Origin of the sequence: Clostridium sp. 16K-1-R1 (assembly GCF_023921145.1) — a bacterium.
Taxonomy (GTDB): Bacteria; Bacillota; Clostridia; order Clostridiales; family Clostridiaceae; genus Sarcina; species Sarcina perfringens.
This window is the reverse complement of sequence record NZ_CP046515.1, coordinates 308903-333451: the sequence shown is the minus strand read 5'-3', so window position 1 is coordinate 333451 and position 24549 is coordinate 308903. Positions and strand designations below refer to the sequence as shown.

The window sequence follows — 24549 nt, the reverse complement described above, 5'->3', positions numbered from 1 at the left end:
CGCCCTTTTTCTTTATTTATATACATATCTTTCATATTTTCCAATGATTTTTATAAGTAAAAAATTAAATGCATAATTCCTAAAATTAAATTTCATACTAAAATAGCCACTATTTAGAAATTTTCCTAACTTTAATACATCTTGAAATCTCAATTAAATATGGTAAAATTAACAAGAAACTGAAATTATTGTAGTTAATACTATTACTACTATGATATTTTCTTTAATTACAATTATAGAGTGCCACAAGACATTCTTTATATTTTCAAAAATTATAATCATTTAAGCTATATGATTAAATCTTAAATAACTTAGGAGAAATTATATGAATACTACTAAAATAGCTTTATTTGATGTAGATAAAACATTGATACATGGTGATTCCATGTTTTATTTACTTAAATACACAATAAAGAAAAAACCTTATTTATCCATTCATTTACCTATATTATTTATAAAATTATTAGGATATAAGGCTAAAATAATAACTACTACCAAAGCAAAAGAATCTATGTTTTATACCTTAAATTATCTCTGTGAAGGTGATTTAAGTGACTTTTTTAATACAATGATAAAACCTAAGATTTATAAAGATGCTTTGACTAAAATTAAAGATTTAAAAAGTAAAGGATATTATATATTATTGATTTCAGCATCTCCAGAATGTTACTTAAAATATTTTGAGGATGAAGATTTTATAGATGGTGTAATAGGAACTAAATTCGAATTTATAAATGGCAGATTTATAAACAAAATAAGTGGACTAAATTGTAAGGGTGAAGAAAAGGTCTCAAGAATAAATACATTTTTACAAGAACATGATTTGATAATTGATAAAGAAAATTCCGTTGCTTATTCTGACTCTTTATCAGATGCGCCAATGTTTAGTTTAGTTAAGAATGCATATCTTATTAATAGCAAAAATTCAAATCATGAATATGAAATATTAAAATGGAAGTAGGTAAGAATTTTGAAGAATAAAAATTTAAATAAAGGGATAATTTTAATATTTTTCTCCGCACTCTGTACTTCTTTCGGACAATTATTTTGGAAAATAGGGGTTGATTCTAATCTCTTTCTATTAATTATAGGTTTTGTCCTATATGGCATAGGGGCTCTTAGTATGATATTAGCCTTAAAGTTTGGAGATCTTTCAATAATACACCCTTTAATGTGCACAAGTTATATATTTGCATTAATTAATGGTAGCTTATTTCTAAAAGAACATATATCATTAGTTCAATTATTAGGAATTATAGTTATTATTACTGGAGTTATTTTTATAGCAAGAGGTAAATCTTATGAATAATATATATTTAGTTTTTCCCATAATGACATTCTTCGGTGCATTAGGTGGTTTCTTTTTTAAAAAAGGTGCAGAAAATGTAGATAACTTCTTATCTCTTATATTTAATTTCAAAATTTACATAGGTGGTTTTTTCTATGTAACAGCTGCCATTTTAAATATATTTGTACTTAAATATCTACCTTATAGCATTGTACTACCCCTTACTGCCATGACTTACATATGGACTATGATCTTAGCCAAAATAGCTTTAGGTGAAAAAATAACTAGTAATAAAATTATAGGTACAATATTAATAATTTTAGGTTCTCTACTAATAGCTATATAATAACCTATTTAGAAATTTTCTATAAAAATAAACTTCTTTATCAACCCTTTATTTTTATAGATAATTTCTTTATTTTTTGATTTTATAAATAATTTATGAGACTAATGAAATTTATAATAAAATATATGGATTGGAGACTTTTTGATGAAAAAAAATGTAGCGCTCAGTAGTTTTTTAAACATATCATTGAAATTTTTATTTCTTTTGATATTAGTAGAAAGCATTGTTCATAGAAATTTATACTATAAATTTTCAATTACTTCATTAATGCTTTCTATTATAGCAATAAGCTTAGTAATATTTGTGTATTTTTATTTAAAGAAAAATTATAGCAAAAAACTATTATTTATTATTCTTTTATCCGTAGGACTAATATTTAGAGTCTTATGGTTTCTAAATTTAGATAGTATTCCTGTAGGTGATTTTAACAGGATGTTTATATGTGCAGGTGAATTTCTAACTGGAAGTAACTATATGTTTATAGGAACAAGTTACTTTGCAAGATTTCCACATATGACAGTAACAGTACTTTATTTTGCCATAATAAGAAATTTTTTTAGTAACCCCTTAATATCTATCCGAATTATAAACATATTACTTTCAATGTTTAACATAATTTTGCTTTATATGATTTCTAAAGAAATTTTTAAAGATGAAAAGAAAAGTTTTTGGGTTTTATTAATAAGTGCCCTGTATCCACCTATGATATTATATAACAATGTTTATTGTTCAGAAAACTTAGCTATGCCACTTTTATTGCTAAGTGTACTTATGTTCTTTAAATCAATAAACAATAAACAAAATTTATTATACTTATGTCTATCTGGAATCTTTTTAAGCTTATCTCATTTATTTAGACCTAATGGATATGTTTTTATAATAGCTTACATAATGTATTTATTTCTTTATTTCAAAGAAAACATTACTGTTAAGCTTAAAAATATTCTAGTAGTATTAGTATCATTTATAGTTCCTTTTGTTTTATTTAGTACACTGCTTATTAAATTAAATATAACTGAATATCCTCTTTGGCATGGTACAGAACCACCAAGCATTTCTATGCTAAAAGGAACAAATATAGCTTCTGGTGGAAAGTGGAATGAAGAGGACTTTAAAGTTTTTCATGACTGTGATGAAAACTATGAAAAGGCTGATAAAAAGGCTAAAGAAATAATAAAAGACAGATTAATAAATACTCCTAAATTAGAGCTTGCTAAATTCTATGTTTCAAAATTTTCAAACTTCTGGAATAATGGAAGTTTTGCTGGTGATTACTGGTCTGAAGCTGGATTAGATGAAGCTTATAATAAGGAAGATTACCTAAAAATGCTAGGAAAAGAAAATGGAAATATGACTATAAGAATCAGTGAAGAAGGAGTATTCTATATTCAAAGTTTCTACATTATACTTCTTGCATTATCATATGTTGGATTATATAAAAATAAGTCAAAAAGAAAGAACTTAATTGATCTTCTTTATATACTTTTTGGTGGTATGTCACTACAGTTATTACTTATAGAAGCTCAAGACAGATATTCATATCCTTTATCATGGATATTTATAATTCTTGCCATGACTGCTTTTAATCCAAAAGAAAATGAGGAGGCGTTAGATTATGATTAAATACATAATCAAACTACTTAGACCAAATCAATGGATAAAGAATCTATTTATATTTGGCCCAATAATTTTTTCAAATAAATTTTTAAATATTGATATTCTAAAAAATAATATACTTACCTTTATAGCATTTTGCTTTATATCTTCCACAGTCTACATAATGAACGATATTGTAGATGTAGAAAATGATAGAAAGCACCCAAACAAATGTAAAAGACCTATAGCTAGCGGTAAAGTTAGTATTCCAGTAGCAATATTAATTGGCATAATTCTTTGCATAACCTCTTTAGCTATAGCCTTTAGCTTAAAAATTTCTATATTATTTATAATAATTGTTTATTTAATAAATAATATATTTTACTCATTTAAAATTAAAAATTTAGTTATTATAGATGTCTTCTCAATAGCATTAGGATTTATTTTTAGAGTATTAGCTGGTAGTTTTGCTACTGGTGTCCTTGCATCAGATTGGATAATTTTATGTACATTATTTTTATCTTTATTTTTAGGTTTTGGTAAAAGAAGAAATGAAGTTATTTTTTTAGGTGAAAATGCAAGTACTCATAGAAAAAATTTATCAAAATATAATTTAGAATTTTTAGATAAAGTAATTAATATTTCACTAACTTGTACAATAGTCTTTTATTCTATATATTGTATTTTAGGTACATCAATAAGATTTTTTATTTTTACAGACATATTGGTAATCTGGGGAACAATAAGATACTATTATTTAATGTATTCCAGTAGTGAAGGAGAAAGCCCTACTGATTTAGTTCTTAAAGATAAACAATTAATCTATTTAATATTAATATGGGGAATTTTTTGTATAATCTTACTTAACTTAAATAATTATAATTTTTATTATTAATATGAGTATTTAAAAACTATAGGAAGATTTGTTTTACACAAATCTTCCTAAAAAATTTAATTTTTTCTTTCCTTTATTGCTTTTTCTAAATCTTCATTGCTAAATACCATACGCACTTCAATTCTTCTATCTTTCTTGGTTTCTTCTATATTATATTCATCATATCCCCTATCTCTTTCCTCTTTAGAAGCATAGTTTTCAAACTCAGACATCCCTGAAGCTTTAAACTTTTCTCCATGTAAATTTTCAAGTTCACTATCCTCTGGCATCATTTCATTTAAAAAGCTTATTGCTCTTTCAGTGGATAGCTCTCTTCCATGAATTGTGCTTCCTGCAAAATCTGTATGCCCTACAATCTCTATATAATCTATTTTTTCTTTTATATCCTCATTAGATAGTAACTTAAAAAATATATCTCCAAGTTCAGAGGCTAATTTCTTTCCATCTTCCTTTAAAACTGAACTATCACTATCAAAAAAAGTTTCTGTTTTTATATCAATTTTTCCTTCTTCTCTGTTAAAATTCATTACCTCTTCATTAACTGCATATTGATTTAATTCTCCTTGAATTTTATCATATACAGTTTCTCTTTCTACAGCTATATTATCTACAAAAATACTTGAAATTCCTATTGAAGTAAGTAAGATAAAGAAAAAAACTAATGTAACAGTAGTCATTATGTCAACAAAGGAAGGCCAATAAGAAGGTACTTCTTGTTCTGTCTTATACTTTCTTCTCCTAACCTTCATTTTTAACACCTACCAATCTCTTTACTATCTTTTTTCCACCCTGAATCTGCCTTTCCAATTTCTCTATTCCTATTAGTACTTCTACTTAACTCCTCAGTTGCTAGGCTAATATCTCTTAGAGGAACATTTAATTTATCAACTATATTTGATGAAAGTTCTTGAGTTTCTCTTTGAAGAGCATAGTATATACCATTTGCAACTTCATTTTTCATATTTGAAACATTGCTTGAAAATTTATTTATTCCTCTTTCAAATTCTCTATATCCATCATTTAATTTTGAAATTTGATTTGAAATAATTTTATTATTTCTGCTTTGCTCATCTTTTATAATATTAAAGACATCATTAAAGGTATTATATCCTCTTCTCACCTCATTACTTTGAACCTCTAATCTCATACAAAGCTTATTTATTTCTCTCTTATTATCATTTATAGCCTTTGATAGTTCATTTACACTCTCCTCAAGTCTAGTAGATTTATTAAGGAATTTATTATTTGTTGAATTTACAGAATTACAAAACTCTGCACTTACCCTACTAAACTTTTCTAAATCTTCCCCAAAGCTTTTTATAGGTGTTTTTATTCCCATAACTGAAACTCTAAAGTATGATACAATATTCTCTAAATCACTTATATGTTTATTCATTCCATTAAAGGTACTTGTCATATCTACGGTGTTTTTATTTATGCCTTCAACTAAATTATTTATTCCCTTGTTAAATAATTCATCTAACTTTATTGAAAAACTTCCTAAAGCTTTATTCATAAAATCAGTAAGTACATCTTTATCTGATTTTATATAAATAGAAAATAATATGTTATCTAAATAGTCTTCAAAAACATCATAAAAATCCTCTTTAGCTCTCTTTAAATTAATGTTTAGACAATTTAAGATGATAGAACCTATTACCCCTACAATACTTGTCCAAAAGGCACTAGACATACTTCCTAGAGGCATATTCATACTTCTTGAGAAATCAGCCATGCTCTGTGTTCCAGAGGATAATATACCTGTTGTTGTCATAATAGCCACAGTAAGCCCTAAAAATGTACCTATAAGACCTAAAGCTATTGAAATAGATGGCAGTATATTTGCAATATTTTCTTCTTTTAATATTCTCTTTTCTATATTCTTTTGAATTATTACCTCTGTATTAATATTATATGTTCCTTTAATAGCACTCTTTCTAAAATCATCTGCCATTGCCTTTAACTCTGAATTAAGAAATTTAAGTTCCTTTTGATCTTCATTATTTGAAACATTAATCCACTCACTCTCATTAAAAGCATTTAAAAGATTCTCATACTTTTTCTTAACCCTCATATTGTAGATAAATCCTAGGCATATAACTATTAAAATTAATGTAACACCAATATACCCTAAAATATTTTGAGTTAAAAAAGATTTTAATATGTTACTTATTGTACTCATTATAAAAAATTCTCCTCCCCTATTAATTAATCTTTATATGAAATATATGATTACAAATAGGTTTTTATAATGAATTTCCATAATAAATAAAATAAAAAAGCCTTATGAATACTCAAGTTACCCTTGATTTCATAAGACTTAATTTTAAATATTTCTTAAACTATAAACTATCTATATAAAGAATAAAGGCTGAAGAAATTATTCTCCAACCAAATCCAAAATAAATACTAACACGCTATAAGTATTTACTATATGTAGACAGTATCATATTCTGGTTAAAAATTCAATAAAATCTACATATTTTTCTCTATTCTTTAAAAATTTTTATCATTTTATTGAATAAACTGGCTGTAACACCATAAAAAATCATAAAAATCTGCCTATTTCTCTTGTCTTAACTTTAGAAATTAAATAAATTTATATTTCATTAAAGCTCTGTTTCCATAAATCTAATTCTTCTAAATGCTCATCAATTAAAGAATCTTTTATGTACTTAACTCGCTTTCCCTCTGCACTTCTATATTTAGTTTCACATATCTTTACTAAAAACTGCATTATTCCATCATAACATTTCATAACGTTTCCTATTCTATAGCTACGCTTCTCTATATTGCAATCCCCATATATTAGCCTGCTGCTTTGTATCATAGGTATGAAATCTCTAAACCGTTCCTCTATTGCTTCCCCTAAATTAGTTGCAGAACATATTAATTTATAAATTCTTATTAATTTAAGTTTATCATCCTGTGCACATTGTGATATCTTTTTCATTTCATCTCTTGCAGATTGTATTTCCATAGTTTCTTCATCTAAATTTTTATTTATTTTGTTTATCTTAAAGACCTTAATAAAAGGATTCTTTATATTTTTTATAATAGACTTTTCATCATAATCTATCAGTAGCAGTTCTTTAATAGGTCGTATATTATAATCATTTATTATATATTCACTACTGACTTCTTCTCCTAAAGTAGCTTTTATACTTTGTCTTTCTAAAATACTCATATTCTTAGCATATTTAGGTACTAGTGTTTCTAATATATATATTTTTTCTTCGTTTATTTTGTTAACTAAATGCTTTATGTCCCTATTTTCATTCTTTAACTCTTCATTATATTTTTCTTTTTCACCATAAAATAATTTCTGAAGTTCTAAAGCCCTATTATATGCCTCGTCAAAACCTTTGGTAAACATTTCTCCTCCTGAATAAAAAATTAAAACTAATATACGTCCCTATATTTATTATATATCACAAAAGAGAAAGTTCTAAGTACTTATAACAATTTAAATATAATAAATATTTAATTTTCTTGACTTTAATTATATATTAACGTATAGTTAAAGAGTAGTAGATACAATTTAATGACGCGGGATGGAGCAGCTGGTAGCTCGTCGGGCTCATAACCCGAAGGTCGTAGGTTCAAGTCCTGCTCCCGCAACCATAAAAGGTTCTGTAAAACAGAACCTTTTTTTATTTTTATTATAATATATGTTTAAAAAAGCTATATCAAAACAAATTATTAAAATAAAGTTTTGATATAGCTTATTTTTTAAATCTAACTATATTTTATTTTTCTAATCTTTTTAAATCTCTTCTAATATCTTTTTTTAATTCCTTGTATTGTTTTTTGTACTCTATAGCCTCTTTCTTTAACTCTCTTATCCATTTTTCAGCTATTTGTTCTTCATGAGTTTTAAAATGCTCATATTTCTTGTATTCTTTTAAAGCCTCTTTTATTTTTTTATCTAATTCTTTAGAATCAATTAAATCTTCGCATTCCTTACCAGTTAGATCCTCATACTCTCTATAAACTTCATATAAAGCTTTCATAGCTTCTCTTTTAACTTTTTCACCTTTTAAATTATTTAATAATTTTTTTAATATATTTTTATGTTCTGCTAACTCTTCATCCTCACCATCTTCAGCTAAAGCAAGTAACATCTCTAATTTCTTTTTAGTATAATCTAATGTAGTATCCTCTAAGGCATCTTCTATTCCATATTGTTTAAGAAATTTTCTAAATTCTTTCATATCTGCTGCATCATTAAATGGTATAAATTCTTCTACTTCAATATCTATTATTTCTTTACTCATTTGTATTACCTCCTAAGATAAATACAAATACTATAGTTTCAATGTAGACTTTCTCTACACTCAAGCCTTAGTATTTATATAATTATTTATTAATTATAATAATACTAAGACTGTTTCTTTTAAAGGATTATAATCACTAGTTATTAATCTCTCTATTTTAATCATTAAAAATCTTACTTTTTTTATATTTTCAATCCATACCTTTAAAAATAATTTAATAATAAATAAGCTTTCTTAAATTATTTTTAAGTTCTACACATTTGCCTTTACATTTAAATCTACACTTTTAGATTTATTATTAAAAACAACTTTCAATAAAATAGGGGTTACTATAGTTGTAACCACAACCACTATTACTACTGGTGCTAAAAATTCTGGCAGCATAAGTCCCATTGCAATTCCTTTATTTGCAACTATAAGTGCCACCTCACCCCTTGATATCATTCCTGTTCCTATTTGAATAGCTTCCCTATTACTATACTTACATAGTTTAGCTCCTAAGGCACATCCTAAAACCTTGCTTAATATAGCTACTATAAGTAATAATATTGCAAATATGAAAATAGTTTTTGTCATAGCTGTTAATTGAACTTTTATACCTATACTAGCAAAAAATATAGGAGATAATAGCATATATGACAAGGTTTCAAATCTTGAGTTTAAATATTTACTTCTATTTGAATCAGATATTACTAGACCTGCTATAAAAGCTCCTGTTATATCTGCAACCCCAAAGAATTCCTCAGCACAAAAAGATAATAATAAACAAAATACAAAGGCTATTATTACAAATCTTCTTAAATCTCTCTGATATCTTTCATCTAATTTTATAAATGCCCAGTGGAATAGATATCCTGCAAATCCAGCAAAAATAAAGAACATAACTATTTTAGCTAAAACTATTATTACATTAATTGATGGATCTGCTAAGCTAGTTGTTATGGTTAAGGCTATTATTCCTAAAATATCATCAATAATAGCAGCTCCTAGTATTGCATTTCCTGCCCTTGTGTTTAATTTTCCCATTTCCTTTAAAGTTTCTACAGTAATACTAACTGAAGTGGCTGTTAATATAATTCCTATAAATACATTTTGCAATATTGTATTAACATCATTTCCCTTATTAAATATACTTGCAATAAAAAATCCTCCTGCAAGAGGAATTATTACTCCAAGTACAGCTATTATAAATGATGCTTTGCCAGTTTTCTTTAATTGATTAATATCAGTTTCTAAGCCAGCTGTAAACATAAGTACTATAACACCTAATTCTGCAAGCTTTTGAATAAATTCTGTCTCAGATAAAACATTTAAAACAGCAGGTCCCAAAATAACCCCAGCTACCAAAGCCCCAACAACCTGTGGCATTCTAACCTTTTTAGTTATTAATCCAAATAGTTTAGTACTAATAAGAATAAGTGCTAAATCAAATAAAAACTCATAAGATAGCATTACAAATCCTCCTACTCAAAATATACATTAATTTACATTATAGTTTTATTTTGTAATTTTTTCAATCCTATTTATAAGTAAATTCTTTAATATATTGATTTTATATAAGTATTAATACACCCCAAATTATTTATATTATTAATAGGAAAAATTTTACTTTACTTATTCCAATAATCAAAAATATGAAATTTACTCTTTAACAATAAAATTAATATAGTACAATTAATAAGTAACCTTTTATGCTAAAATTAAAATTGCTGCTAAATTCTAATAAAGGGGGAATAAACAGTTATGAAAATTTTAGTTGTAGATGATGAAGTAAGTATTTTACAACTCATAAAAATGAACTTAGAAATAGAAGGTCATGTTCCTATAACGGCTGAGAATGCTTTAGATGCATTAGAATTAGTAATAAAAGAAAAGCCAGATATAATAATTTTAGATGCTATGTTACCTGATATAAGTGGATTTAATTTAATCCCTAAAATAAAAAATATTGATGATATACCTATAATAATGCTAACTGCAAAAAGTGATATAAATGATAAGCTTTTAGGGTTACAATTAGGTGCTGATGATTATATAACAAAACCATTTAATAGCACTGAACTAATTTTAAGAATAAATATAGTTGGCAAACATATTTCAAGTGATTCAAAGAAAAAAGTAAAGGATTTAACCGTTGGAGATTTAACCTTACTATTAGATGAAAGAAAGGCTCTTATTAAATCTGAATATATAAACTTAACCTTTAAAGAATTTGAAGTACTAAGATGCCTTTGCCAAAATAAAAATAAAGTTTTTTCAAGGGAAGAGCTTCTAAATAAAGTTTGGGGATATGATTTTGAAGGAACAACTAGGGCTGTGGATATTCTAATTCAAAGACTTAGAAAAAAATTAGGTCCCTGTCAAAATTACATAAAAACCTTATATAAGGCTGGTTATAAACTAGATGAAAAATAATAAAATACAAATAAATTTAAACTTAAAACAAAAAATTATTTTAACTAATTTATTAATATTAGCTCCTATAATAATTTTTATCTTCATAATAACTTATAACGCTTTAAGTAAAAATTTAATAAATAACTCTATTGAATATTTACTTGATAAAAGTAGAACAACAGAATCATATATACTTAATCTACTTTCATCAAATGATTCTGGAGATAAAGAAGATATTATTAGAGATAATGCTCCATTTATAGCTTCAACACTTAGTGAAAAATATAATGTGAGAATACAAATAATTAGTAATTCAGCCCAAATAATATATGATTCTTCCTCAGATGAAGTCTCATTATTTGGTTCAGATATAAATGAATCCTTAGATGGGCAGACTGCTTACATAGTAGAAAAAATAGATAACGTACCTACTCTCTTCCTTTCTAGTCCAATATTTTATAAAGGAAAGGAATATGGTGCAATTAGGCTTATATTAATAAATACAGAAGCCTATGAGATTTTAAGAAATACCTTAACCATATTTATTATAAGTGGTTTAATAGCCATAGTAATTGCCATCTTTTTAATAAATACTTTTGCTAAAGAACTAGTTAGTCCTTTAATGATTTTAAAGCAAAAGTCTAAAAATATTTCTGAAGGAAAATTCAAAGAGGAATTGCATATAACAAGTGGAGATGAGGTTGAAGACTTGGCAAACACCTTTAACATAATGAGTGAAAACCTTGATAAATATATAAATGAAATAAAGTCAGCTAAGCTTCACCAAAAAAAGTTTTTTGATAATGTATCCCATGAATTCAAAACCCCACTTACTGCCATAATTGGCTTCTCTGAAATAATTCCTAAGTTAAATGATAAGGAAAAAATAGTTCAAAGTTCAGCTCTTATAGAGAAAGAAGGGAAAAGACTTTTAAATTTAGTAGAAGAAATACTTCTTTTAGCTAAAAGTAATAAGAATACCTTTGAAATTGAATACACCTATATAGATGTTAAATCCTTAATAGAAGATTGTCTAAAAATATTAAAAATAAAACTTGATAATTATGATATTAAGGTTTATAGAAATTATGAATCCTTTTTCATATATGGAGACCATGATAAAACAAAACAAGTCTTCATAAATATAATAGATAACGCCATAAAATACAGTGGTTGTGAAACTCTTAGTATATCAACAAAGAGATCTCCAAATAAAATGGAGGTCATTATAGAAGATGATGGTACAGGTTTTATAATTAAAGATGAGTATGTTAATCCTAAAGGAAATGGACTTGGAATAAAAATATGTAAAGATATAATGCAAAGTCAAAACTATGGTTTCAACATAGAAAGCGAATTAGATGTTGGTACCAAGGTTACACTCTCCTTCTCTATTGGTAAAAATAATGAGATTAAGGAGGAGGATTTTAATGAGTAAAAATTTTAAAAACACACTTGCTATTTACTTATTTTTCATAGTAATAATACTTGCTACCTATATCTATTATTCTAGTAATATATATGACTCATTAACAGTTGTTAAAAGTTCACAAGAGAATAAGGGAGATTTAAATATTAAAATACCTGATAAAATAATACTTTCAAACCCTTATTTAGGAACTACAGTAATATCAAATAAATCTGAACTTAATGAATTGCTTCAGTATTTTAATAAAATATGCCTTACTAACTCAACTAAAGAAAATGCTTTACCTTTAGAAAACACCTTATTTATATCTGGTGAAATTCATTATTTAAATGGAGATAAAACTCCCTTTGAAATATCAAACATATTAAAATTAGACGGTGAAAGTTATTCTAATAACTCCTCTTTAATAAATATGCTTAGAAATAATCTAAAGGATGCATTTTATACTGTTAACAACCTTGAATCCATATTATCAAGTCCTGATAATCTAATAACCTATAAAGAGGATGGAACTATGAAAAATCTATCAAAGGATTCTAAATCTCTTTTATTAGAGGACTTTAAGTCCTTAAGACTTATGAATGATAATAAGGATTTTTTAAAAACTGATTTAAGTGAAATACCTAAACATCATTTAACTTTATATAGATATGCTAAAGAAGGAGATATCTCCATTAATACTTTTTATATAGATGTTTATAAGGACTACGTGATCATACAATATCTAGGTGATGAAAATGGTAAAAATATTTATTTAAAGGGGAATTTAAATGAAGAAATTTTTAAATAAAAAAATCACCATAATATTAACTATTATAATTCTACTATTAATAGCCAAATTACATATTATAAAAAAAGAAAAGGCTTTAAGTACATCTAACATGAACCATATAGTTGTTTATGGCTCTCTTAGAGAGGAAGAGGGTAAATATCTTCTTGAAAAATTTAAAAATGAATATTATTGTACTTATGAATATATAAAGCTTCCAACGGAAGAAGCTGTGCAAAGAATATTAGACACCAGGGATAATCCTCAAGGAGATATCTTTATTGGGGGAAGCTGTGATGGATATGAAATTTTGAAAAAGTATGATGCCTTAGAAGAATATAACTCTCCCTGGGCTAATAATATTCCTGCAAAATACAAGGATTTAAGAGGATATTGGACTGGTTTTCAAATAACTCCACTATCAATAGGAATAAATAAATCTCTATGGCAAACACATTTTGGAGGTTCTGTTCCCTACCCTAAGAAAATTGAGGACTTATTAAACCCAGAATTTAAGGATAAAATAATACTTCCTAATCCTCAAACCTCTGGTACAGGATATACCTTAATGGCATCACTTTACCAGGAGCTAGGGAAAGAAAAGTTTGAAACATTTATAGCTAAGCTTAATGACAATGTATCCTCTTCAACCATAAGTGGATTTAACTCAATTCAAAGGGTTGCCTCTGGCGAATATCTTATAACGGTTAACTTTCTAAGTGACCAATTAATAGCTAATAGATCTTCAGACAATATAATTAGCATAGTCCCTGAAAATGCTGGTTGGAATGTAGACTCTATAGCTTTAATCAAAAATTCTAAACATGAAAAAATAGCTAAAAGCTTTATAGACTTTGTATTATCAAAGGAAACCTCAAGTGACTTATCAAAGTTCTCTAAGGCTATTTCTACTAAGAACTTTGACACAAATCAATTTAAAATATATGATAAATATAATTTCTATCTCGCTGCTGAAGATAGGGAAAAAATAATGCAAATACTCTATAAAAATAAAGAGTAATTTAAATAATAATAACTTATATGTAAGTGAAATTTATTTAATAAACATCATAGGATTAAAATTAATTAAAATCTCTTAAATGTTACATTTATGAAACATTTAAGAGATTTTGTTGTTTAATTCTTATTTTATTATTAATAAGTAAACTGTTTTTTGAAAACATTAACACGTATAACACATATAACTAGGAGGATTATAGAATGTTTGGATTTTTTAGCCCAGCTCCAGCAATACCTAGACTTCCAAAAGATAAGGTATCATCAGCATACAAAGCATATCGTATTCGTATGTTCCTTATGATATTTATTGGATATACAGGTTACTACTTAGTTAGAAAAAACTTTGCTGTAGCATCACCATATTTAATTGATAACTATGGATTTTCAAAAACACAAATCGGACTTATAAGTATGGGACTTGCTGTATCTTACGGTTTAAGTAAGTTCATTTTAGGAAATTTATCAGACAAATCAAACGTAAAGAAATTTATATGTTTTGGACTTATTGCATCATCAGTATTAAGTGTTCTAATGGGATTTGCTCGTACAGTTCCAATATTCTTAATACTTATGGTATTTAACGGATTCTTCCAAGGTATGGGAGCTCCACCATGTTCAATAGTATTAGGTAAATGGTTCTCTCAAAAAGAAAGAGGACTTAAAATGGGAATATGGAATACTTCTCATAATATAGGTGGAGGTTTAATCGCCCCTATAGCAACTTTATGTTTATTAATATTTGGACAAAATCATTTCCAATCAATATTCTTTGTACCAGCAATAATATGTACAATAGTAGCTTTATTCTGTTATGTAATTGGAGCTGATACTCCAGCATCTGTTGGATTACCTCCAGTTGAAGAATATAGAAATGATTATCCTGAAGTTAAGGCTGAGGTTAATCCAACAACTTTATCTTCAAAAGAAATAATGGTTAAATATGTTCTTAAAAATAAATATGTTTGGTACTTAGCACTAGCTAATATCTTTGTTTATTTAATAAGACAAGGTGTTGTTAACTGGATTCCTATATACTTAAAAGAATCAAAAGGATTCTCTGCTGCTAATGCAAACTGGGCAATGTTCTTATTTGAATATGCTGCAATACCAGCATCAATATTACTTGGATGGCTTTCAGACGTTGTATTCAAAGGAAAGCGTGCTCCACTTAGTATCTTATGTATGATCGGTGTTATATTTGCTACAGTAGCTTACTGGCAAACAAGCAGTACATTAGTAACAATGATTTCTGTTGCATTTATAGGATGCTTCATATACGGACCTCAATTATTAATAGGAATGAACTTAATAGACGTTGTACCTAACTTCGCTGTTGGTTCTGCTACAGGTTTCTCAGGACTTTGCGGATACCTTCTTGGTGAATTCATGGCTGACTTCGTTTTAGGTATGATAGCTGATAGCTTTGGATGGAACGGTGCATTCATATTTATCATAGTAGGTGCATTCATTGCATTACTTCTTTTAGCTTTAACTTTAAAGATAAAGAAAAATCCACAAGTTGAAGATAAGATAGCTTAATATTTTAATCACAATATAACTAAATATATACATATATAAATCAGATAAAGGAAACTAGGAGGCTCCCCCTTTCTAGTTTCCTTTTTTATTATAGAAATTAAAAATTATAAATATTTTTAGAGAATCACTGATTTTATCTAAAAACATATAAATTTTATTATCTTATATGTTTTAAAGTGCTTACTGGATGTCCTTTTAAAAGTCTATTTCCATCAGTATATCCTTCTTCTCTTCCTTCAAGCTCTTTAATTAATATTTTTCTTAAGTAATCTATTCTCTCTTTATACTCTTCTGAATCTATAAGATTAGTAAGTTCCTTTGGATCATTCTCTAAATCAAAATATTGTTCTTCCCCTCTTTGAGAAAACCACAAAAACTTATCTCTCTTTGTTACAATGTAGTGGTTAGAATCCTCTCCAAATGAATGTTCTCCATGAATATAATCTCTCCAAGTAGAATTTCTTTCCTCTATTAAATTCTTAAGGCTTAATCCTTCTACTGAATCAGGTATAGAAATATGAGCAAAGTCTAATAAAGTTGGCATAATATCTCTTAACTCTAAAACTTCATCAAATACTTTTCCTTTTTTCCCTTTTAATAAGTTTCCTGGGTCATAAATAAAAAATGGAACTCTAGAACTTCCTTCATAAGGAATTCCCTTTCTAAACCAATTATGATCTCCCATCATATCTCCATGGTCAGAAACAAATAAGAATATTGTATTATTTAATTCCCCATACTCTGATAAGGCTATTAAAAATCTCCCTATTTGATGATCAATATGAGTTATTGACCCATAATAAGCAGCTTTAGCTCTTTTTAATGCCTTCTTATTAATTATTCCCTTTACACAATTTATATCTTTTCCTCTATTTTCTTCATCCTCTTTATTAGCCCAATCTCCCATTAAAGGTTCTGGTAAATCCTCATCCTTATACATATCAAAATAAAACTTTGGTGGATCTAAAGGGGAATGTGGTCTAACAAAGGACATCTTTAAAAAGAATGGCTTACTTGGATCTTTTCTTCTTAAAAAATCTATTGATTCATTAACCACCCAATTAGTAGGGTGTAAGTTTTCCTCATATCCCCAAGGTCTAGATACCCACGAATTGCAATCAAATCCTATATCTATTAAATCAACATTATGCCCTTTCTTTTCTCTAAACCACTTTAAATAATCATCACATTGTTCAATTTGAGTAGATGCTTTTCCTTCTTTATTTCTGGCAAAGTGTAAATACCCATCATGTAACATAATATTATGAAATCCACAAAGATTTCTCTCTGGATAAACATGCATTTTCCCAATACATTGAGTATGATAACCAGCTTTTGAAAATTCTGAAGCTATGGTATTTTCATAATTCCATGAAACTCCATCTTCATACCCAACTCTTCCATGAGATTTTTGGCTCATGCCTGTTAAAATAGATGCCCTAGATGCAATGCAACTTGGAACTGCTGTATAAGCATTTTCAAAGTTATATCCTTCAGTGGCCATCATATCTAAGTTTGGAGTTTCTATAAATTCATTTCCATTAACCCCTAGACAATCTCCTCTCATCTGGTCAACCATGATTAACACAATATTTGGCTTCATATTTAATCTCCTCCCATTTTTCTCTTCATTTATACCAATTTAAATATATTATAACTTTTTCATTCTAAAATGTAGATTATCTATTTTTACATATTTATTTATTATTTTTAGGCTCCTTTAAACAAAGCCTACTTTTAAAATATCTATAATGAATATCTTCCTATTAAAGTTTCCACCAAGCAAAATATACTCATCTTATAATAATTACTCTCTTAAATAAAAAAAGATTATATCAAAACTTAAAATAAAACATATAAACAATATATTTATAAATTTTATTTTAAGTTTTGATACAACCCTTTAATTTTATCCTATTTATTTTCCTCTAATAATTTTTTTATTTCTAATCTACAAGCAAAACAGCCATAAGTATTGGCACCTGTCTCTTTTTTTACTTTTTCATAAGTATCTGCTCCATTTTTTATTGCTTCTATTACTGTTCCTTCTGATACCTTTTTACATCTACATACAATTCTATCTTTATCTATATTACCCATTCTAAAAATCTCCTTAAGTTAAAAATATATTTTTAGCTTACCACATAACTCTTCAATATATAAATAAAAAGATGCATCCAAACAAGAAATATTTTCCCTATTTAGATACATCCCTTTTTTTGCAAAACTATTTAAATATATGTCTTATATATTCCTTTGGATTATATATAAGTATTCTAGGTCCTGAAAACTTCATTACCTCTTTAACTTTTTCTCTCATATCTTTTTTATAACAATGAATAGGGCACTTTTTACAAGAACTTTTTTCATTTCCAAACTTACAATAAGTTAATCTCTTATGAGCATACTCTTCTAACTCTCTACATTCATTACAAAGTTCCCCATTTAAACTTCCATGTTTCTTCTTACAATAAAGCTTTATCATTAATGTTATTATCTCTTTTTCTTTATCTATTCTGTTCAACAACCTCACCTACTTTTACGGTTTTAATTCTAAAGATAAAATAATAGAATTTAAACATCATTAATATTACTATAAATATTTTTAGATGAATACTCTTTGATAGTATCAGTGGAAATAATAACATAATGTCCGCTGTAAGTAGTATAGTTAATTTAGTTTTTAAAGTCATAGCCCTATTTTTCTCAAAGCTTTCTAAATGATTTTTATATATCTTTGTCCCTTTGAACCACTTATCAAACTTGTCTGATCCTTTAACAAAACAGAATGCTGTTAATAATAAAAATGGTGTAGTAGGTAATATAGGTAAGATTATTCCTATTAACCCTAATCCTAAGGAAATAAAACCTAAAATAACATAAAATATCTTAAGCAAGCTCATGTTTCACCTCTTCACATTGAATTAAATTTCCCTTATTAATTCTAAATACCTTTTCACATACCCTAGTTGTAGACTTTCTATGAGTTATAAGTATAAGTGTTTTATCTTTTAAATATGTTCTTATAGACTTTAAGATTATTCCTTCATTTAAAGTATCTAAGTTACTTGTAGGTTCATCTAGAATTACTATTTCACTTTCTCTTAGGAATACTCTAGCTAGTCCAATTCTTTGCTTTTCTCCTGAAGATAAGTTTCCTCCTAATTCTCCTACTTTTGTTTTATATCCATCCTCTAAGCCCATAATAAACTCATGTATTCCCGCTTTCTTTGCAGCTTCTTTTACTTCATCTAAAGTTGCATCTAGCTTTCCTATTTTAATATTGTCTTCAATACTCATATTAAATAGACTTGTTTCTTGTCCCATTAAGGCCATTTTCTTTCTTAACTCTTTTGTCTGAATCTCTTTTACATTCTTATTTCCTAGGCTAATTTCACCCTTTGTAACATCCCAGAATCTCATAAGTAATTTTACAAAAGTACTCTTTCCAGTTCCACTTTCTCCAATTACAGCAATCTTGTCACCTAATTTTATATCTATGTTTACATCTTTTAATACATTTTCTTTTCCCTTATATGCAAAAGAAACATCCTTATACTCTATGTTGTTTCCAACTTTCATTCCTTCTCCTAAAACTTCTTCTACAGAAGGCTTTTCATCTAAAATATTAAAAATTCTTTGAGCTGAAGCAAAAGTTAAAAGAAGATTGTTAGATAGATTACTTAAGGCTACAACAGGTCCAAAGGAAGATGCTATTAAAGTAACCACAATTATTAACCCTCCAATTGTCATAGTTCCTTTTAAAACCTCTAAATAAGCAACATATAAAGCAATAAGTATTGTTAACATTATGATTAAATCACTAAAGGCTCTTATTATTCCCTCATGTTTTTTTATAACCTTTTGCTTCTCATTTAATTCTTCAGAGAATTTTTTTATATTCCCTCTTCTTTCATTACCATTGTTGAAAATTAAAACCTCTTTAATTCCTCTAAGAGAATCTAAAATATAAGAATTTGTTTTTCCGAATGCTTCTCTATATTGAACACCAGCTTCTTTTCCAAAGCTACTACTAATATAAGGAACCCCAAAACCTATTAGTATATAACCAATTATTCCAACTATACCTACCTTTACATTTATACTTAAAAGTATTAATCCCATTATGGTGTTAGTTATAATTGCTATACTGATTGGTGCTATAGTATGAGCATAAAAAACTTCTAAAAGTTCAATATCAGAAGTTATCATAGAAATTAAATTTCCCTTTTCCATTCCTTCTAATTTAGCTGGCGCAAGTTTTCTAAGAGCTGAAAACACTTTGTCTCTTAATATAACTAATATTTTAAAAGCTATATAGTGTCCACTTAATTGTTCTCCATATCTTAAAGGTCCTCTTAATATTCCAAGTACTATCATTAAAATAAGAGCTGTTTTAAATGAAAAACTTATAGTGCTATCTATTAAACTTGATATTGCTACACTTCCAAGTACAGTTATTCCTATAGCTGCTAAAAATCCTAAAACTCCCATAAATACTGTTATAAACATTACAGGGGCAAGAGGCTTAAGCTCTACTATAAGCCTTTTCATTATTGAAAAACCTGATTTTCTCATTTATATAACACCTCCTACTTCTAATTCATTTTGATAATTTACCATGCCATAATATTTGTTCTTTCTTTCCATAAGATCCTTATGACTTCCCTCTTCAACTAGAACTCCTTTATCTAGCATATAAATTCTATCTGCATTTTTAACATTAGCAAGTCTATGAGAAATAACTATTACTGTTTTCTCTTTTGATATTTCATTTATAGATTTCCAAATCATATTTTCACTTTCAACATCAATATTTGAAGTTGCTTCATCAAAGATTATTACTTCTCTATTTGCTAATATAGTTCTAGCTAAAGCAAGTCTTTGCTTTTGTCCTCCTGAAAGCTTTGATCCACCTTCACCAACTTCTAAATCTAATTTTTCCTTTTTAGAATTCACAAAATCTAAAAGGTTAGCCTTTTTTAAGGCGTAATTTATCTCTTCTAAAGTTGCATCCTTCTTAGCTATTAATAAGTTATCCCTAACTGTTCCATTAAATATATAACTGTTAGTTGATATTATGGATACCCTATTATAAAGCTTTGAAAAATCAATATTATTTATATCAGTTCCGTTTAAAGTTATCTTTCCTTTTGAAGCCTTATAGTTATTTAAAATCAATGAAGCTATAGTACTTTTTCCACTTCCACTTTCACCAACTATTGCTACATAGTCTCCTTTATTTATTGATAAAGATATATCCTTTAAAACTTCTCTTTTTCCATCATAAGAGAAACTTACATTCTCAAGAGAGATGTTTGATATTTCATTAAGATTACTATCTGAAGAAACCTTGCTTTCATCAGCTTCTAAAACTTTGAAAATTCTATCTGCAGCAGCTATTCCATTCATAGCAATGTGGAAATATGATCCTAATAATCTAAGAGGTATGAAAAATTCTGCTGATATTAATAAAATTACTATCATTCCTCCAAGGCTTACTGTTCCTGCTCTAAATTGTAATAAAGCCACTATACTTCCAAGGGCAGCTCCTCCAAAAGCAATTAAATCCATAACATTTATTGAGTTTAATTGCATACTTAAAACTTTCATAGTTATCTTTCTAAAGCTTTCAGCCTCTTCATTCATAAGTTCATGTCTTTCATTATCCATATCAAAAACCTTTAATGTTGTAAGCCCTTGAAGGTTTTCTAAGAATGTGTTTCCTAAATCTGAATACTGTCCCCAATATTCCTTTAATATTTTCTTTGCTATTTTCATTATTAATATTATTGATATTGGTATTAAAGGCAGACAAAGTATAAATACTAAAGCTGCTTTAAATGAAATAAATGCTAAAGCACAAAATAAAGTTAAAGGCGCTAAAATAGAATATATTAACTGAGGTAAGTATTTACTAAAATAAACCTCTAAAGCCTCCACCCCTTCAACAGCCATTTGAACAATTGAAGATGTAGAATCTACCTTATCATATCTCATTCCAAGTTTTAAAAGCTTCTCATATATCTTATCTCTAAGGGTAATCTTAACCATCTCTGAAGATTTATATGAGAAGTGTCCACTTAATAAATTCACACAAAATCTTACACCTAAAAGACCAACTAAAATTAATACTTTTTTATTTAAGTTTTCAATATTCCCTAAACTAAAAAGTTCCTGAATGCTAAATCCAATAACTATTATTGTCATCAGATTACAAATTACAGAAATCCAATTCATTAAAACAGTTAAACCTATGTATTTCTTAGATTCCTTACACAAGTTTAAAAGCCTCTTGTCTATCATCATAATTCCTACACCATCTTTCTGAAGTTTATAAAGTTTATTTAACAAATAGTTTTTGGTATAAAATAAGTCTCTCCAGTTTCCTTACATTTGTTAATAACACCATTAACCTTATAAACTTCCTTTAATAAATTTTCATCTATTACATTCTCTGATTTTCCCTCTTTTACAATTTTTCCATCTTTCATGACAACAATATTATGACTATATTTAATTGCTTGATTTATATCATGTAAAACCATAACAACAGTTAGCCCATTATACTTATTTAACTTTTTTACAATCTCTAATATTTCTATTTGATGAAAAATATCTAAATAAGTTGTTGGCTCATCTAAAAATAAAATTTTAGGCTTTTGAGCTAAAGCCATTGATATAAAAGCTCTTTGTCTTTCTCCCCCTGATAAATTCATAACTCCCTTATGTTTTAAATCATCAAGTCCTGTACATTCTAAAGCCCATTTAATTATGTTTTTATCTTCCTTGTTGTTACTTTTAAAATATCCTTTATGAGGATATCTACCATAGGCAACAAGCTCCTCAACCTTTATATCCTTTGGCACACTATTTTGTTGATGAACAGTTGCTAAAATCTTTGCTATATCCTTATATTTAAGATTGTTCATGTTTATATCCCCCAAATAAACATGTCCAGTTTTACTTTTATTTAAAGCACATAATAGACTTAGCAAAGTTGATTTTCCACTTCCATTAGGGCCAATAATAGTTGTTATTTCTCCCTCTTTTATATCTATATTTAAATCATTAATGATATTTTTTTCTCCCTTGTAATTGAATGATAATTTTTCCCCTCTAATCATCTACATATCACTCCTTCTTAGTAGATATAAGAAGAACGGTGCTCCAATAACTGCCATAATTATTCCTGCTGGTATTTCATATGGCTTTACTAGCATTCTTCCTATTGTATCTGCAAGTAAGACTAATGCTCCTCCAACAAATATTGAAAAAGGAATCAAATATCTATGATCAGAGCCAATTAATATTCTACAAATATGTGGTACAACTAATCCAACAAAGGAAATAATACCTACAATAGCCGTTGATACACTCCCTAAAAATACAGCTACCACTGTTATGAGAATCATTTGTAAATCTGAATTAAAACCTAAACTTTTTGCATTTTTATTTCCTAAAACTATAACATTACATGATTTAGCTAAAATTAATGCAAAACCCATTCCTATTATTGAATATAAAAATAAAATTTTAACTTCATCCCATGAAGTGGCAGCTAAGCTTCCACTTATCCAAGATTGTATATTCCCTGCACCTACGCCACTACCTATAGTTAATATTTGTGATAAACCTCCTAAAAGAGCATTTATAGCAGCCCCTGCAAGGACTATTCTCATAGTATCTAACTCTTTTTTATAAGCCATTAAATACACAACTATACAAGAAACAAGCCCTCCAAAGAAACCTACTATTGGTCTTATTGATCCTGAAGCTGGCATAAATATTATGAATATTAATGATACTAAGCATGCTCCAGAAGATATTCCTGTTACTTGAGGATCAGCCAAGGGATTTCTTATTACTGCCTGAAGTAATACCCCTGCCAAGGCAAGATTTCCTCCAACTAAAGCAGCTATAATGACTCTCGGCATCCTTAAATCTTTTATTATTCCTATATTTCCTTCATTACTTCCACTTAAAAGACCTTTTATTAGTTCACCAAAACTTATATCAATACTTCCTAGCTTTAAAGAAACTATCATTAAAATTAAAACTATTAATATTGATAAACCTATATATAAGCTTTTTAACTTATTATTTTTCACCATATATTATTTCACCTAACTTATCTAAAGATTCTATTACTTTTAGGTTTGCACTCATACCAAAGTACCCGTTTTCTAAGTAATAGACCTTTCCTTCTTTAACAGCTTCAATTCTGCTCCAGGCTGGATCTGAAGCAAATTTTTCTTCAGCCATTTTTTTAGCTTGTTCAGGCATTCCATGAGTCATAACTAATACCATATCTGGATTTAGCTTTACTATTTCTTCATTGCTATATGAAACAAATGGCTTTTTATCATCTTTAACTATGTTATTTGCTCCCACCTTATCCACTAAGTTTCCTATGTATGATGAAGGAGTAGCAATCATCATGCTTCCTGGTGCTGCAAATACTAATAAAACATTCTTTTTTTCTTCTTTAGATAAGTTCACAAACTCATCTTCCTTAACTTTAAGCTCATTTAATATTTCATTTGCTTTTTCTGTCTTATTAAATCTTTCACCTAAAGTTGATATACTTGTTTTTAATCCTTCTAATGTAGTTAAATCTATAAATTCACTAGGTATATTGTTATCAGTAAATAGTTTTTTATAATCTTCTCCTAAGGTATCTACAGATACTACAACATCTGGATTTAAAGATTTTATTATTTCTAAATCTGGATTCATGGGATTACCAACTTTAACCGCATCTTTAGTACTTTCAGGAAAATCATAAGAACTAGTTGGAACTCCACTTACCTTTACTCCTAATTCATCTAATATTTCTGTTACAGCAACAGAGGTTGCCACAACAATCTCTTCTCCATTTTCTTTTTTTAAACTTTCCTTTGATTCTCCAGAGTTATTTGAACATCCCATAACTCCAAAGCCTAAAAGGCATATTAAACTTAAAGCTATACCCTTTTTTAAAAACACTATTT

24 protein-coding genes and 1 tRNA gene are annotated in these 24549 nt (G+C 27.4%); 11 read left to right on the top strand and 14 right to left on the bottom strand.

The genetic code is table 11. The annotated features are described in order from the left end of the window. Window positions 1–325: 325 nt before the first annotated feature. The 5 genes from GOM42_RS01465 (at window position 326) to GOM42_RS01445 (ending at window position 4125) form a co-directional block, all read left to right on the top strand. Window positions 326–961, top strand: coding sequence for an HAD-IB family hydrolase (locus GOM42_RS01465; RefSeq protein ID WP_061414292.1), 636 nt, complete (start codon window positions 326–328; stop codon window positions 959–961). A gap of 9 nt (window positions 962–970) precedes the next feature. After that, entirely contained in the window at window positions 971–1309 is a 339-nt protein-coding gene (locus tag GOM42_RS01460) for an EamA family transporter (RefSeq protein WP_003479574.1), read from the top strand. Next, window positions 1302–1634, top strand: coding sequence for an EamA family transporter (locus tag GOM42_RS01455; protein ID WP_003458293.1), 333 nt, complete (start codon window positions 1302–1304; stop codon window positions 1632–1634). Before GOM42_RS01460 ends, GOM42_RS01455 begins: the two co-directional genes overlap by 8 nt. Before the next feature lie 432 nt (window positions 1635–2066). After that, window positions 2067–3257, top strand: a complete 1191-nt coding sequence (locus GOM42_RS01450) for a glycosyltransferase family 39 protein (RefSeq protein WP_110035201.1) — start codon at window positions 2067–2069, stop codon at window positions 3255–3257. After that, on the top strand, window positions 3250–4125 hold the full coding sequence (locus GOM42_RS01445; RefSeq protein ID WP_003458338.1) for a decaprenyl-phosphate phosphoribosyltransferase: 876 nt from the start codon (window positions 3250–3252) through the stop codon (window positions 4123–4125). Before GOM42_RS01450 ends, GOM42_RS01445 begins: the two co-directional genes overlap by 8 nt. Before the next feature lie 56 nt (window positions 4126–4181). Here GOM42_RS01445 and GOM42_RS01440 read toward each other — a convergent pair whose 3' ends face one another. The 3 genes from GOM42_RS01440 to GOM42_RS01430 all read right to left on the bottom strand — a co-directional run bounded on the left by GOM42_RS01440 (window position 4182) and on the right by GOM42_RS01430 (window position 7501). Further along, complete coding sequence (locus GOM42_RS01440; RefSeq protein WP_003458366.1) at window positions 4182–4874, bottom strand: OmpA family protein; 693 nt, start codon at window positions 4872–4874, stop codon at window positions 4182–4184. Window positions 4875–4876: 2 nt separating this feature from the next. Next, the gene (locus tag GOM42_RS01435) at window positions 4877–6307 is read right to left on the bottom strand and encodes a hypothetical protein (protein WP_011590107.1); all 1431 of its coding nucleotides are present in this window, start codon (window positions 6305–6307) and stop codon (window positions 4877–4879) included. A 417-nt stretch (window positions 6308–6724) separates the two neighbouring features. Beyond that, window positions 6725–7501 (bottom strand): hypothetical protein, encoded by a 777-nt coding sequence (locus GOM42_RS01430; RefSeq protein ID WP_003458253.1) that lies wholly within the window; start codon window positions 7499–7501, stop codon window positions 6725–6727. A gap of 172 nt (window positions 7502–7673) precedes the next feature. Between GOM42_RS01430 and GOM42_RS01425 the strand changes: the two genes are divergently transcribed. Then, window positions 7674–7749 (top strand) — tRNA-Met (locus GOM42_RS01425). Between the two features lie 125 nt (window positions 7750–7874). Here GOM42_RS01425 and GOM42_RS01420 read toward each other — a convergent pair. Beyond that, window positions 7875–8402: a hypothetical protein gene (locus GOM42_RS01420; protein WP_003458267.1), complete on the bottom strand. Its 528-nt coding sequence runs from the start codon at window positions 8400–8402 to the stop codon at window positions 7875–7877. Between the two features lie 252 nt (window positions 8403–8654). Then, the gene (locus tag GOM42_RS01415; protein WP_003458362.1) at window positions 8655–9854 is read right to left on the bottom strand and encodes a cation:proton antiporter; all 1200 of its coding nucleotides are present in this window, start codon (window positions 9852–9854) and stop codon (window positions 8655–8657) included. A 291-nt stretch (window positions 9855–10145) separates the two neighbouring features. On the opposite strand from GOM42_RS01415, the gene GOM42_RS01410 reads away from it, so the two are divergent. The 5 genes from GOM42_RS01410 to GOM42_RS01390 all read left to right on the top strand — a co-directional run bounded on the left by GOM42_RS01410 (window position 10146) and on the right by GOM42_RS01390 (window position 15556). Beyond that, complete coding sequence (locus tag GOM42_RS01410) at window positions 10146–10817, top strand: response regulator transcription factor (protein ID WP_003458350.1); 672 nt, start codon at window positions 10146–10148, stop codon at window positions 10815–10817. Continuing rightward, on the top strand, window positions 10807–12237 hold the full coding sequence (locus GOM42_RS01405; RefSeq protein WP_003458297.1) for a HAMP domain-containing sensor histidine kinase: 1431 nt from the start codon (window positions 10807–10809) through the stop codon (window positions 12235–12237). The genes GOM42_RS01410 and GOM42_RS01405 overlap by 11 nt, the downstream gene beginning before the upstream one ends. Further along, a complete protein-coding gene (locus GOM42_RS01400) occupies window positions 12230–13018 on the top strand; it encodes a DUF3919 family protein (protein ID WP_003458381.1) in 789 nt (262 codons plus the stop codon). Before GOM42_RS01405 ends, GOM42_RS01400 begins: the two co-directional genes overlap by 8 nt. Continuing rightward, window positions 12999–14018 carry an ABC transporter substrate-binding protein gene (locus GOM42_RS01395; protein WP_087327414.1) on the top strand — a complete coding sequence of 340 codons (1020 nt, stop codon included), beginning with the start codon at window positions 12999–13001 and terminating at the stop codon, window positions 14016–14018. Before GOM42_RS01400 ends, GOM42_RS01395 begins: the two co-directional genes overlap by 20 nt. Window positions 14019–14218: 200 nt before the next feature. Then, a complete protein-coding gene (locus tag GOM42_RS01390; protein ID WP_003458294.1) occupies window positions 14219–15556 on the top strand; it encodes an MFS transporter in 1338 nt (445 codons plus the stop codon). 157 nt (window positions 15557–15713) lie between these two features. Here GOM42_RS01390 and GOM42_RS01385 read toward each other — a convergent pair whose 3' ends face one another. The 9 genes from GOM42_RS01385 to isdE all read right to left on the bottom strand — a co-directional run bounded on the left by GOM42_RS01385 (window position 15714) and on the right by isdE (window position 24544). After that, window positions 15714–17159: an arylsulfatase gene (locus tag GOM42_RS01385; RefSeq protein WP_252597687.1), complete on the bottom strand. Its 1446-nt coding sequence runs from the start codon at window positions 17157–17159 to the stop codon at window positions 15714–15716. 311 nt (window positions 17160–17470) lie between these two features. Beyond that, window positions 17471–17656 (bottom strand): (2Fe-2S)-binding protein, encoded by a 186-nt coding sequence (locus GOM42_RS01380; RefSeq protein ID WP_003458360.1) that lies wholly within the window; start codon window positions 17654–17656, stop codon window positions 17471–17473. A 127-nt stretch (window positions 17657–17783) separates the two neighbouring features. Then, window positions 17784–18080 (bottom strand): nitrous oxide-stimulated promoter family protein, encoded by a 297-nt coding sequence (locus GOM42_RS01375; RefSeq protein ID WP_003458317.1) that lies wholly within the window; start codon window positions 18078–18080, stop codon window positions 17784–17786. Then, complete coding sequence (locus GOM42_RS01370; RefSeq protein ID WP_003458262.1) at window positions 18064–18459, bottom strand: YbaN family protein; 396 nt, start codon at window positions 18457–18459, stop codon at window positions 18064–18066. The genes GOM42_RS01375 and GOM42_RS01370 overlap by 17 nt, the downstream gene beginning before the upstream one ends. Then, window positions 18446–20134 carry an ABC transporter ATP-binding protein gene (locus tag GOM42_RS01365; protein ID WP_011009685.1) on the bottom strand — a complete coding sequence of 563 codons (1689 nt, stop codon included), beginning with the start codon at window positions 20132–20134 and terminating at the stop codon, window positions 18446–18448. Before GOM42_RS01365 ends, GOM42_RS01370 begins: the two co-directional genes overlap by 14 nt. Then, a complete protein-coding gene (locus tag GOM42_RS01360) occupies window positions 20135–21862 on the bottom strand; it encodes an ABC transporter ATP-binding protein/permease (RefSeq protein ID WP_011590103.1) in 1728 nt (575 codons plus the stop codon). 41 nt (window positions 21863–21903) lie between these two features. Next, the gene (locus GOM42_RS01355) at window positions 21904–22683 is read right to left on the bottom strand and encodes an ABC transporter ATP-binding protein (protein ID WP_011009683.1); all 780 of its coding nucleotides are present in this window, start codon (window positions 22681–22683) and stop codon (window positions 21904–21906) included. After that, complete coding sequence (locus tag GOM42_RS01350; RefSeq protein WP_003458270.1) at window positions 22684–23670, bottom strand: iron ABC transporter permease; 987 nt, start codon at window positions 23668–23670, stop codon at window positions 22684–22686. It abuts the gene before it with no gap. Next, window positions 23657–24544 carry a heme ABC transporter substrate-binding protein IsdE gene (isdE, locus tag GOM42_RS01345; RefSeq protein ID WP_252597686.1) on the bottom strand — a complete coding sequence of 296 codons (888 nt, stop codon included), beginning with the start codon at window positions 24542–24544 and terminating at the stop codon, window positions 23657–23659. Before isdE ends, GOM42_RS01350 begins: the two co-directional genes overlap by 14 nt. Window positions 24545–24549: the final 5 nt, after the last annotated feature.